Raw genomic sequence first — 12,210 nt, 5'->3', positions numbered from 1 at the left:
GGCTAGGCGCTCCGCAAGGGCGGGCCAATCCACTGTGGATTGGTCCGCTTTCGCGTTTCCGCCAGGGGGTACGCGGCCCGAGCACATTCACGCTTGTGAGGTAATCCCGCGGCGCGAGCGATAGCCAGCCCGACAATCCGGCGGGTACGGTACAGACCTCGTAGCCGGTGATCTTCTGCCGTTTCGGTAGGACGGCAGGCTGATTGGGGAGCAATCGATGCCCGAGGCAAGCCGCTGGATGAGCTGGTTGCGGCGACGGCCTCCCCAGCAGGACGTACCCGAGGTCGTACCGGAAAAAGACCCGCCGCCGCAGACGCGGCCGGAACCACCGCCGGTCGACGGCCCGGTGGACAAAGCGGACCCCTGGCGTCCGGTGGCCGGTGAGTTCGCGCTCCGGCTGCTCACTCTGACGTGGGAAGCGGTTCATCACATCGGGGAGGCCGAATTCCGCGAGCAGGACGCCGAACGGCGCAAGATCCTGTTCCGGATCGACCACTCGGTCACCCGGGTCCGCCGCCTCGCCGAGAACCTGCGGGTGCTCACCGGCGAACCGCTCGACGACCCGGATCAGCAGATCACCTCACTGCACGACGTCACGCACGCGGCCGGCGCCGCCGTCGAACACTACGAGCGGCTGCACTTCGGCTCGATCGCCGACCTCGCGGTGGCCGCGGTCGCCGCCGACGACGTGATCCGGATCCTGACCGAGCTGATCGACAACGCCGACCGCTACTCCCCGCCGACCGAACCGGTCACCATCGCCGCGCACCTGACCGGCGACGGCGACGTGGTGATCCGGGTCGAGGACAACGGCATCGGTCTCAACCCGGCCCACCTGCCGTGGATCGAGCGGATGCTGGCCGACCCGGAGAGCCCGCCGGCCACCGAGCTGCAGCCGGCCCACCTGGGCCTGTCGGTGGCCGCCGTGCTCACCCGGCGGCACCGGTCGCTGCGGGTACGGCTGGTGCCGCGCCAGCCGCGGGGCACCATCGCGATGCTGCTGATCGGCGCGGACCTGCTCTGCGAGGCGCCGCGGGCCTCGCCGTCGACCTCGCCGTCGTCCTCGGCCTCGGCGTTCCCGGACTCTTCGTCGTTCGCGGGCTCCTCGGGATTCCCGGAGTCCTCGTTCCCGGAGTCGCTGTTCCCGGAGTCGGAGCCGCCGCCGGGGATGCCGCCGGCAAACCACCACGACGACGTGACGATGGTCCTGCCGCTGCACCGGCCGGTCCCGATGCCGCGCCGGGTGCCGGCCAGCGTCCGCGGCACCGACCCGCCGCCGCCCCCGCCCACCACTCAGGTCCACCAGACCACCTGGCACGACGACGCCGCGGACTTCAACGCGGGTGTCGACGCCGCACGCTCCAAGGCCCCGCGCCACGGGGTCGATTCCCCCAATGCCGCTCCCCATTCCTCGAGTGCCACCCCTCGCGCCTCGAGCGCCCCTCAGAATGCCGAAGGACCGCAATGACCGACTACCGTTCCACCGCCGACGGCGGGCCACCGGACGTCTCCTGGCTGATCGGCCAGCTCGTCCGTGAGGTGCCGACGATCACCGCGGTCGTCCTGGTCTCCGCGGACGGGCTGCAGCTCGCCTCGTCCGGCCACCTGAGCCGGGAACACGCGGAGAGCGTCGCGGCGCTGGCCGCCGGGTTCCTCGGCATCACCGGCCAGCTCGGCGGCCTGCTCCAGCTCGGCGCACCGGAGAACCTGAGCATCCGCTACCCGCACGGCCACCTGGCGTTCCTGCGGATCGACGACCCGGCCGGCGATTTTGTCGCGGCGCTGCTGGTGTCGGCACAGCCGCAGACCCAGATCGGCCACCTCGGGTACGCCATGACCACGTTCAGCCAGTCCGTCGGCCACGCGCTGACCCCGGAGACCCGGCACGCCATGCACCAGCGCACCCTGCCCGCACCGGTGCGCTGACCCCTTTCTCGCAGCACGTCGCACTTCGCTGAAACGGAGTCACCGCATGGCCCGAAGGCCGGGGCTGCACTGGAAGGTGCGCCCGTACATGACGGCGCGGGGGCGGACCAGCAGCCGCAGCCCGCTCCTGATCCACACCCTGGTGTCCACCGGCAACCGGTACGACCCGGTGCTGGCCGCGAGCCTGGCCCCGGCCACCCGGACGCTCTACGAGCAGGCCCGCCGGATGTGCTCGGTGGCCGAGCTGTCGGCGACCTGCGGGCTCCCGCTGGGCCTGACCCGGCTGCTGATCAGCGACCTGCTCAAAATCGGGCAACTCGTGGTCCACGAGGCCCGCCCCTCCCAAGACCTAGCGCTTCTGGAGAGACTCCGTGCCGGCCTTCTCCGACTCACCTGACCGGGAATCCGTGGCCTCCCCGGAGCAGATGTCCTCCGCGAAGATCGTCATCGCGGGCGGCTTCGGGGTCGGCAAGACCACCGCGGTCGAGGCCATCTCGGAGATCCCGGCGATCCGTACCGAATCCTGGATGACCGCGGCGGCGGCCCAGATCGACCGGCTCGACCCGGGCATCGACAAGGTCACCACCACGGTGGCGATGGACTTCGGCCGGGTCACCATCGACCCGGCCCTGGTGCTCTACCTCTTCGGCACGCCCGGGCAGCCCCGGTTCTGGCCGATGTGGGACGACCTGGTCCGGGGCGCGGTCGGCGCCCTGGTGCTCGTCGATACCAACAATCTGGAGAATTCGTTCGCCGCGGTCAACTACTTCGAGAACGACGCGGACGTACCGTGGGTTGTCTGCGTCAACCTGTTCCACGGTCTGCAGACCCACGAGCTCTCCGAGGTGCGCGAGGCACTCACCCTGCCGCCGTACGTTCCGTTGATCACTGCTGACATCCGCGAACCGCGCAACGTCGCACACGCCCTGCTGGCCGTGGTGAACCACGCGACCGAACGCGCTGCCGCGGCCGGTGTGCCGGCCATCCCCTTCGCCAACTCCGGCACCAGTTAGAGAAGCTCTACAGGAGGCAGTAACTTGCGCAAGATCCTCATTGTCGGAGCCGGTCAGGCCGGTCTCCAGCTCGCCCTCAGCCTGCGGGCCGAGGGCTACGAGGTCACCCTCATGTCGGCGCGCACCCCCGAGGAGATCCGCACCGGCTGGCCGACGTCCACCCAGGCCATGTTCCACCTGGCGCTCGAGACCGAGCGGGCCTACGGGTTGAACCACTGGGAGAACGAGACACCGGCGATCAACGGCCTGCGCGTCGCCCTCTCCGCCCCGCCCGGCCAGCTGGCCCTGGAGATCACGGCGCCGTTGGACCGGCCGGCCCAGTCGACCGACCAGCGGATCAAGATGGCCCGCTGGCTCCAGGACGCCGAGGAACGTGGCGTCGACGTCATCTACAACGCGGTCACCACCCAGGACCTCGACGCGATCACCCAGCTCGGCCGGTACGACCTGACCGTCGTCGCGGCCGGCAAGGGTGACCTGGTGGCGATGTTCGACCGGGACCCGAGCCGCTCGCAGTACTCCGAGCCGCAGCGGGGGCTGGCGGTCGCGTACGTGCACGGGCTCGAGCCGGATCCGAAGTGGCCGGTGCCGCATGTGGGGTTCCATGCCGTACCCGGTCTGGGTGAGCTCTTCGTGATCCCGGCGCTGACCCATACCGGCCCGTGCGACATCCTGTTCTGGGAGGCCGTCCCGGGCGGCCCGCTCGACCGCTGGGCCGGCAACACCGGCCGGATGGCACCCGAGCAGCACCTCGGGATCACCCTCGACCTGATCCGCGAATACCTGCCCTGGGTGCACGAGCGGGCCGGGAACGTCCGGCTCACCGACGCCAAGGCCACCCTGCACGGGCGGTACACGCCGACCGTCCGGCGCCCGGTCGCCCACCTGCCCGGCGGTGGCAAGGTGCTCGGCCTCGCCGACGTGGTGATCGCCAACGACCCGATCACCGGCCAGGGCAGCAACACCGCGGCCAAGGCCGCCCACCACTACCTGCAGGCCATCCTGGCGCGCGGCGACCAGCCGTTCGACGAGCAGTGGATGACCGACACGTTCGAGGCGTTCTGGACCGCGCACGGCATGGCCGTCACCGGCTGGACCAACGCGATGCTGCAGCCGCTCCCGCCGCACGTCCAGCAGCTGCTCGGCGCCGCCTCGCAGAACGAGCAGATCGCCCGTCGCTTCGCCGCCGGCTTCGTCGACCCGAACGACTTCCTCAACTGGTTCGTCGACCCGGAGAAGGCCTCCGCCTACCTCGCGGAAGTCAACGGCGCAGGCTGAGACCCTTTTCCGGTACGTCGTGAGCGTCGGGGGGCGCACCTCATCCGGGTGCGTCCCCGCGCCGCGTGCCGGCCGGCCCCGATCAGCGGCTTCCGGTCAGGTGCCGGTGCCGGTGCCGGTGGTGCCGCTCTGGGTGGTGCCCTGGTCGGTGGTGCCCTGATCGGTCGTGCCTTGATCGGTCGTGCCCTGGTCGGTGGTGCCGCCTTGCTGGCCGGACTGGCCGCCCATGCTGCCGCCGCCCCCGAAGCCGCCACCGCCGCCCGGCATGCCGCCGCCACCGCCGGGGCCGCCCTGCTGGGTGACGGCCGGGGTGGACGAGCCGCCGACCGTCGCCATGATCGCGGCGGTGATGCCGGAGCTGGCGACCGCGGTGGCCAGCACGGCGGCGATCAGGATCATCTTCGCGCTGCGGGGCTTCTTCGGCGCTTTGCCGCCACCGGTCGCCGGGCCGGCCGTCGGTGTCCAGGCGCCGGGCGGCGGACCACCGGCTGCCTGCCCCGGCATCGCCACCGGTCCGCTGAGGGCAGGACCGCTTCCGGCCGGGCCGCTCGGCGGAGTGGCGGCTGCCGGGGTGCCGCTGACCTCGATGACCTGACCGGTCCGGGCCCACTCCGGCGAGGTGGGCACCAGCTCGGTGGCCGGCTCGCCGTGCGGGTTCGCGGCGTTCTCGGCCCACGGGTCGCGGGGCTGCAAGGTGTCCACCGTGCCGGTGGGCTCGGTGACCGCCAGGGTCGACGTGGTCGGCAGGCCGGCTGCTTCGTTGTTGCTCATAACGGCGACTCCTCGGTTCATCGCGGAACACCAGCGTCGCCACCCGCACTATGTGGACCCTGTCCCCGTGATAGGCGTCCGCTGTCAGTCCCGACGCGCGCCGTGCGTGGGGCTTCTCGGCGCGAAGCGCACCGCAACTCCCCACGCTCACCTGGTTCGCTTCGTGTGTGGGGACTTTGGGTGCGGAGCGCACCGTAAGTCCCCACGCTCGTCTGGTTGGCTTCGTGTGTGGGGAGTTTGGGTGCGGAGCGCGCCGTAAGTCCCCACGCTCGTCTGGTTGGCGTCGTGTGTGGGGAGTTTGGGTGCGGAGCGCGCCTCAAAGCCCCACGCTTGTCAGGTGCCGGGGAAGGCTCGGCCGCCGGCCGGGCCGTTCTGCTGATTCATTCCCGGGGGGCCGCCTCGGCCGCCACCGGCGGGTGAATTGTCGTCGCCGGTGAGCGCTGCCATGATCCCCGCGGTCAGGGCCGAGCTGACGATCGCGGTGGCCAGCACCGCGGTGATCAGCGTTCGCTTGAAGGCGGGGGTGCCGGGCTCGCCCGGGCTGCGGGAGGCCGGCGGCGTCCACGGCTCCGGTGGTCCGTCGGCCTGTTCCGCTGCGGGTTGTCCGGTGGTCATCGGCTGCTCCTGAAAGTGCGTACGCGGGCGCGGGGGATCTTTCCGGCCGGGCCTGTGCGCGGGCTGTCGGTGATCTAGGTGGTACCTGGCAGCACTCCGGCATGACGGCTTTGCAGGTAAATGGGGGATCTTGCGTACCGGAAACCGTCAGAACTCTCACGGCGAATTCCTAGGAATCGCTTCTAGGGTCAAGTAATGCTGAGTGTGGCGGTCGTGCCGTGATGACCGTGCTCCGCCCGGACGGCTCCGAACCCCCGGAGCCCCGCCCGGAGGAGCCGGCCCCCAGCCGAGTGGCCCGGTGGAATACTCCTGACCTGCGCCGCACGGCTCTGATCGCGCTGGTCGCGGTCTGGGCCGTGTCGATCACCGCAGTCGTGCTGATGCGCGACGGCGGTGACACGACGACGCCCGGGGCCGCCGCGCCCAAGGTGTCGCCGTCCGCGTCGCAGGGCCCGCTCACCGTGTCCGAGGTCTACCAGACGCTGATCCCGTCGGTGGTGCTGATCCAGACCACCGGCCACGACGCCAAGAAGGCGCTCGAGGCGGGCACCGGCACCGGCGTGATCGCGAACGCCGACGGCACCGTGATGACCGCGAACCACGTGGTCGACGGCGCCGAGACGATCAAGCTGACGTACGCGGACGGCACCTCCTCGGCGGCCGAGGTGGCCAGCACCAACCCGGAGCAGGACATCGCCACGCTGACCCCGGCGAAACTGCCGGAGACGCTGGTCCCGGCGGTGCTCGGCGGCGGCGTCGAGGTCGGTGACACGGTCGTGGCGATCGGCAACCCGCTGGGCCTTGTCGACTCCACCACCAGTGGCGTCGTCTCCGGGCTGGACCGCAAACTGAACCGGGACGAGCAGGCCGACATCGCCGGGCTGATCCAGTTCGACGCGGCGGTCAACCCCGGCAACTCCGGCGGGCCGCTGATCAACGATCAGGGTCAGGTGGTCGGCATCGTGGTGGCGCTGGCCAACCCGACCGACGCCGGCACGTTCATCGGCATCGGTTTCGCCGTTCCGATCGGCGCCGCGCTCGGCGGCGGCGAGGACGGCGACGGCCGGGCACCGCCACTGTGAAGCCACAAGTCGAACCGAACCGAGGGACGGGTTACATGAGCTGGACCGATGCCCCGCCGGCCGCGGCCGGACCGATCGAGAAGGTGCTCTACGAGGTCAAGAAGACCATCGTGGGCCAGGACGTCCTGCTCGAACGCCTGGTCGTGGCGCTGCTCGCCCGCGGCCACATCCTGGTCGAGGGTGTGCCCGGGCTGGCCAAGACGCTCGCGGTGAAGTCCCTCGCCGAGGCGATCGGCGGCGACTTCCACCGGGTCCAGTTCACCCCCGACCTGGTGCCCGCGGACATCGTCGGCACCCGGGTCTACCACCAGCCGACCGGCGAGTTCCAGGTGCAGCTCGGCCCGGTCTTCACCAACCTGCTGCTGGCCGACGAGATCAACCGGGCGCCGGCCAAGGTGCAGAGCGCGCTGCTGGAGACGATGCAGGAGCGCCAGGTCACGATCGGCCGGGAGACGCACAAGCTGCCGAACCCGTTCCTGGTGATGGCCACCCAGAACCCGATCGAGAACGAGGGCGTCTATCCGCTGCCCGAGGCGCAGGTCGACCGGTTCATGATGAAGGTGCTGATCGGCTACCCGAGCCCCACCGAGGAGTTCGTGGTGGTCGAGCGGGCGCTCGCCCCGGCCGCCGTGATCCAGCGGATCATCGACCCGGAGACGCTGGTCGGCCTGCAGCAGGCCGCCGATCAGGTGTACGTCGACCCGTCCCTGATCGAGTTCGCCGTGCAGCTGGCCAACGCGTCCCGTGACCCGAGCCGGGTCGGGCTCACCGACCTGGCGCGGTATGTGACGTTCGGCGCCAGCCCGCGCGCCTCGATCAGCCTGGTACTTGCCGGTCGCGCCCTGGCGTACCTGCGCGGCCGGGAGTACGTCGTCCCCGAGGACCTCTCCGACCTGGCTCTGGACGTGCTGCGGCACCGGATGGTGCTCTCCTACGAGGCGCTCTCCGACGACGTCACGGCCGACCTGATCCTCTCCAAGATCATTGCGAACATGCAGTTCCCGGAGCCCGCCGGCCGGAGCCGCTGAGCCATGGTGACCCCTCCCGACCGGCTGCTGCGGCACCTGGAGTGGCGGCTCGGCCGCCGGCTCGACGGGCGGCTGCAGGGCGCCTACCGGACGGTCTGGCACGGCGCCGGGATCGACTTCACCGACCTGCGGGCGTATTCGCCGGAGGACGACGTCCGGCACATCGACTGGAACGTCACGGCCCGGCTGGACGAGCCGTTCGTCCGGCAGTACACCGAGGACCGTGAGCTCACCGCGTGGCTGGTGATCGACAAGTCGGCCTCGATGAAGTTCGGCGGTCACGAGGGGAAGGACTCGGTCGCCACCGAGCTGGCGGTCAGCCTGGCGCGGCTGGTGTCGCAGGGCGGCAACCGGGTCGGCGCGATCCTCTACGACAACGCGGCGCACCGGGTGATCCCGCCGCGCACCGGCCGCGACCAGATCCTGCGGATCGCGCACGAGCTGCTGAAACCGCCAGCTCCCGCAACAAAGCCAGAAAAGCCGAAAAATCGGATGTGGGGGAGGTGGGGCGGCGGCTCGGAGCAGAGCGCGGACCGCGCCCTGCCGGCCGGGCAGGGCGCGGGCGGGGCCGTCGGGAAGGGTGCTGCCGGGCAAGGTGCCGGTGGCACCGCGGGAAAGGGCTCCGCGAAGAACGCTGCACCCGCCACCACGGATCTCTCCGCGATGTTGCGGCTTGCCGCGATGACCACCGTCAAGCGGCGGAGTCTGATCTTTGTGATGTCCGACTTCATCGGGGAGCCGGGCTGGGACCGTCCACTGGGGATGCTCACCCACCGCCACGAGGTGGTGGTGATCCGGGTCGTCGACCCGGCCGAGCTGGACCTGCCCGACCTCGGTGTGGTCCTGGTCGAGGACGCCGAGACCGGTGAGCAGCTGCTCGTCGACACGAGTGACCCGCTGCTGCGTAGCCGGCTGGCCGGGGAGGTCGGCGCCCGCGAGGCGGAGCTCGCCGACGGGATGCGCCGGGCCGGCGTCGCCGCGCACCGGATCACCACCGACCAGGACCTGATGGCCGCGCTGGTCCAGATGGTCCACACCTCCGGGAAGGGCCGCCGATGAGCCGGGTGCGCGGGCCGGACCGGGCCGCTGTCACGGTACCGCCGACGAGACAGGGCCGCCGATGAGCTTCCTCTACCCGTTCGTGCTGGTCGTGGCGGTGTTGATCACCGGGGCCGCGGTGGCCGGCTACGTCACCCTGCAACGGCGCCGGACCGCTGCGCTCCAGACCGCCGGTTTCGGCACGCTTGTCGGCGGGGGCCTGCGGCGCCATCTTCCGTACGGACTGCTGCTCGCCGCGCTGCCGATCCTGCTGATCGGGCTCGCCCGCCCGCAGGCCCAGGTGGCCGTCCCGCGGGTGTCCGGAACCGTGCTGCTGGCCTTCGACATCTCCAACAGCATGTCGGCCACCGACGTGGCGCCGTCCCGGCTGGCCGCCGCGCAGGCCGCCGCCACCGCGTTCGTCGACGACCAGCCGGACACCGTGGACGTGGGTGTGCTGGTCTTCGGTGACCAGGCGCTGCTCACCCAGGCGCCGACCGACGACCACACCGCCGCGGCCGCCGCGATCGCCCGGGTGAAGGCCAGTGGCGGCACCTCGCTGGGCCAGGCCATCCTGGTCGGCCTGGGCGCGATCACCGGCAAACCGGTGAGCCTGCCGGAGGACGGCGCCACCACCGACACCGGCGCTCTCGGGTACTGGCCGTCGGCGACCATGGTGGTCTTCTCCGACGGGGAGAACACCGGCGGGCCGGACGCCGAGGCCGCCGCCGAGCTGGCCGCCGCGGCCGGGGTGCGGATCCAGACCGTCGGGGTGGGCACCGCCAAGGGCTCGACCGTCGAGGTGGACGGGTTCCAGCTGAACACCGCGCTGGACGAGCGCACCCTGACCGCGGTCGCCCAGGTCACCGGCGGGACGTACAACCCGGCCGGTGACGCGGCGACGCTCACCGACACCACCAAGTCGATCGACCTGCGGCTGACCACGAAGAAGGAGCCGCTGGAGCTGACCGCTCCGTTCGCCGGGGCCGCCCTGCTGCTGCTGGCGCTCGGCGGACTGCTCGGCACCCGCTGGCACGGAAGGATCGTCTGATGTCGTTCCACTGGCCGTGGGCGTTGGCGGCAGCCGGGATCGTACCGTTGCTGTTGCTCGTCCGATGGTGGCTGAACCGCCGCCGGAAGCGGACCGCGGTGACCGTCTCCAGCGTCGCCCTGATCCGGGCCGCGCTGCCCGGGCGGACCGCCTGGCGCCGGCGCATCCCGGTCTACCTCTTCCTGGCCGGGCTGGTGGCGCTGGCCGGCGGCCTGGCCCGGCCGCAGGCCCGGATCTCGGTGCCGTCCAACAACACCTCGATCCTGCTGGCCATCGACGTCTCCGGGTCGATGTGCAGCACCGACGTCGAACCGAACCGGCTGTCCGCGGCGATCGACGCGGCCCGCAAGTTCGTCGAGGCGCAGGACGACGGCACGAAGATCGGCCTGGTCGCGTTCTCCGGGATCGCCGGGCTGCTGGTCACCCCGACCACCGATCAGGGCCAGCTGCTGGACGCGATCGACACCCTGAAGACCGCGCGCGGCACCGCGATCGGCCAGGCCATCCTCACCTCGATCGACGCCATCGCGGAGACCAACCCGGACGTGGCGGCGACCGGTGTCGACCTGGGCGACGCGGCGCCGAACGCGCTCGGCGACTACGAGCCGGACACCATCGTGGTGCTCACCGACGGCTCGAACACCACGGGCGTCGACCCGGTGACCGCGGCCGAGCAGGCGGCGGCCCGCCGGGTCCGGGTCTTCACGATCGGCTTCGGCACCACCGAGCCGTCCCAGATGGTGTGCACACCCGATCAGGTCAGCGGCGACTCGTTCGCCGGCGGCGGATTCCGTGGTGGTGGCGGCGGGTTCGGCGGCGGCCGTGGCCGGGTTCAGGAGATCGACGAGGACGCGCTGACCAAGGTCGCCGACCTGACCGGCGGGCAGTACTTCAAGGCGCAGGACGCGGACGAGCTGGACGGCGTGCTCGGCGACCTGCCCAAGGAGATCGGGCTGCACCAGGCGAACGTCGAGATCAGCTTCTGGTTCGTGCTGGCCGGCGCGGTGCTGGTGTTCACCGGACTGGGGTTGTCACTGTGGTGGAACCGGGCTCCCGGGCTCACCGTCCGACCGGCGAAAAAGGTATGAAAGGCCGGAGTTAACCAGCCGATCTTCAAAGCTGGATAGGGTCCGCGGATGGCGCTCGACTTCGCGGACCCGGCGTTCCTGACCGACCCGTACCCGGCACTGGCCCGGCTGCGCTCGCAGGCGCCGTTGAGCTGGCACGAACCGACCGGGCGGTGGCTGGCGGCCGGGCACGCCGAGGCCAACGCGGTGCTGCGGGACCGGAGACTCGGCCGGTTCTGGACCGACCGGCAACCGGCCGGCGTGTGGGAGCCGTTCAACACGCTGCACCGCAACCAGATGATGGAGAACGAGCCGCCGGTGCACACCCGGCTGCGGTCACTCGTCGCGCAGGCGTTCGGGCGCGGGCACGTGGAGCGGCTCGGCCCGGCGATCGCCGCCGAGGCGAACACCTTGCTGGACCAGGCCGGGTCCGATTTCGACCTGCTCGCGGACCTGGCCGAGCCGCTCGCGGTGACGGTCATCGCCGAGCTGCTCGGTGTGCCCGCGCCGGACCGGGACCGGCTGCGACCGTGGTCGGCGGCGATCGTGCGAATGTACGAGGTCACCCGTACCGAAGCGGATGAAGCGGCCGCGCTCGACGCCTGCCGGGAGTTCGCCGGCTACCTGGACCACCTCGCCGCCACCCGCCGCGCCGCGCCGCGCGACGACCTGATCAGCCACCTCGTCGCGGCAAGCGACGGCGGCGACCGGCTCTCCGGCCCGGAACTCGTCGCGTCGGCGATCCTGCTGCTCAACGCGGGTCACGAGGCGTCGGTGAACGCGCTCGGCAGCGGTGTAGTGGCGTTGATGCGCCACCGGGGGCAATGGGAGCGGCTGCTCGCGGACCGCGGTCTGGTCCCGGCCGCCGTCGAGGAATTCCTTCGGTACGACCCACCGCTGCACATGTTCGTGCGCACCGCCGCGGCGGACGTGACGATCGGCGGGGTGACCGTGCCGGCCGGTGCCGAGGTGGCCGCGCTGCTCGGCGCGGCGAACCGGGACCCGGCCGTGTTCGCCGCGCCGGACACGTTCGACGTGGGACGCGACCCGAACCCGCACCTCGGGTTCGGCGCCGGGCTGCACTTCTGCCTCGGCGCCCCGCTGGCCCGGCTGGAACTGCGGGCGGCGCTGGGTGCGCTGCTCGAGCGGATGCCGGATCTCGACCTCGCCGTGGAGCCGCCGCAGCGGCCGACTTTTGTGCTGCGGGCCTTCACCGAGATCCGCGTGACGGCCACCGTGGGGTGATTCGGCCGACCGGCTTGACCTGCTCGGACGTTCAACAGGTCGGGACGGGTCGAACGGATGGCCCCCCTGGATCCGTACTCATGCGAGATTGCTGCG

At 71.4% G+C, this 12,210-nt stretch carries 13 protein-coding genes; 11 read left to right on the top strand and 2 right to left on the bottom strand.

From position 1 onward, the window contains the following. Positions 1-217: 217 nt before the first annotated feature. Genes Apa02nite_RS45915 through Apa02nite_RS45895 form a run of 5 tightly spaced genes read left to right on the top strand, consistent with a single transcriptional unit; the run spans position 218 to position 4,217 of the window. Positions 218-1,468, top strand: coding sequence for a sensor histidine kinase (locus tag Apa02nite_RS45915; RefSeq protein ID WP_203830766.1), 1,251 nt, complete (start codon positions 218-220; stop codon positions 1,466-1,468). Further along, on the top strand, positions 1,465-1,926 hold the full coding sequence (locus Apa02nite_RS45910; protein ID WP_067708309.1) for a roadblock/LC7 domain-containing protein: 462 nt from the start codon (positions 1,465-1,467) through the stop codon (positions 1,924-1,926). The genes Apa02nite_RS45915 and Apa02nite_RS45910 overlap by 4 nt, the downstream gene beginning before the upstream one ends. Before the next feature lie 46 nt (positions 1,927-1,972). Beyond that, positions 1,973-2,323: a DUF742 domain-containing protein gene (locus Apa02nite_RS45905; RefSeq protein WP_203830765.1), complete on the top strand. Its 351-nt coding sequence runs from the start codon at positions 1,973-1,975 to the stop codon at positions 2,321-2,323. A gap of 28 nt (positions 2,324-2,351) precedes the next feature. Further along, a complete protein-coding gene (locus Apa02nite_RS45900) occupies positions 2,352-2,939 on the top strand; it encodes a GTP-binding protein (RefSeq protein ID WP_067708342.1) in 588 nt (195 codons plus the stop codon). A gap of 24 nt (positions 2,940-2,963) precedes the next feature. Further along, positions 2,964-4,217, top strand: coding sequence for a styrene monooxygenase/indole monooxygenase family protein (locus tag Apa02nite_RS45895; RefSeq protein WP_203830764.1), 1,254 nt, complete (start codon positions 2,964-2,966; stop codon positions 4,215-4,217). Positions 4,218-4,313: 96 nt separating this feature from the next. Here Apa02nite_RS45895 and Apa02nite_RS45890 read toward each other — a convergent pair whose 3' ends face one another. Further along, complete coding sequence (locus Apa02nite_RS45890; protein ID WP_203830763.1) at positions 4,314-4,988, bottom strand: hypothetical protein; 675 nt, start codon at positions 4,986-4,988, stop codon at positions 4,314-4,316. A gap of 333 nt (positions 4,989-5,321) precedes the next feature. Next, the gene (locus tag Apa02nite_RS45885; RefSeq protein WP_203830762.1) at positions 5,322-5,603 is read right to left on the bottom strand and encodes a hypothetical protein; all 282 of its coding nucleotides are present in this window, start codon (positions 5,601-5,603) and stop codon (positions 5,322-5,324) included. A gap of 221 nt (positions 5,604-5,824) precedes the next feature. Here Apa02nite_RS45885 and Apa02nite_RS45880 point away from each other — a divergent pair, with 221 nt between their 5' ends. From Apa02nite_RS45880 to Apa02nite_RS45850, 6 genes are all read left to right on the top strand, one after another. Further along, a complete protein-coding gene (locus Apa02nite_RS45880) occupies positions 5,825-6,685 on the top strand; it encodes a S1C family serine protease (RefSeq protein ID WP_067708295.1) in 861 nt (286 codons plus the stop codon). A 35-nt stretch (positions 6,686-6,720) separates the two neighbouring features. Beyond that, positions 6,721-7,713: an AAA family ATPase gene (locus Apa02nite_RS45875; protein WP_203830761.1), complete on the top strand. Its 993-nt coding sequence runs from the start codon at positions 6,721-6,723 to the stop codon at positions 7,711-7,713. A gap of 3 nt (positions 7,714-7,716) precedes the next feature. Next, positions 7,717-8,772, top strand: coding sequence for a DUF58 domain-containing protein (locus Apa02nite_RS51690; protein ID WP_239165034.1), 1,056 nt, complete (start codon positions 7,717-7,719; stop codon positions 8,770-8,772). A 61-nt stretch (positions 8,773-8,833) separates the two neighbouring features. After that, positions 8,834-9,802, top strand: coding sequence for a VWA domain-containing protein (locus tag Apa02nite_RS45860; protein ID WP_203830760.1), 969 nt, complete (start codon positions 8,834-8,836; stop codon positions 9,800-9,802). Then, the gene (locus Apa02nite_RS45855) at positions 9,802-10,890 is read left to right on the top strand and encodes a VWA domain-containing protein (protein WP_203830759.1); all 1,089 of its coding nucleotides are present in this window, start codon (positions 9,802-9,804) and stop codon (positions 10,888-10,890) included. Before Apa02nite_RS45860 ends, Apa02nite_RS45855 begins: the two co-directional genes overlap by 1 nt. Before the next feature lie 48 nt (positions 10,891-10,938). Then, complete coding sequence (locus tag Apa02nite_RS45850; protein WP_203830758.1) at positions 10,939-12,114, top strand: cytochrome P450; 1,176 nt, start codon at positions 10,939-10,941, stop codon at positions 12,112-12,114. The last annotated feature ends 96 nt before the right edge of the window (positions 12,115-12,210 follow it).

Source organism: Actinoplanes palleronii (assembly GCF_016862315.1).
Classification (GTDB): Bacteria; Actinomycetota; Actinomycetes; order Mycobacteriales; family Micromonosporaceae; genus Actinoplanes; species Actinoplanes palleronii.
Note: the sequence above shows the minus strand (reverse complement) of the source record. Positions and strands in the feature narration are given on the sequence as shown.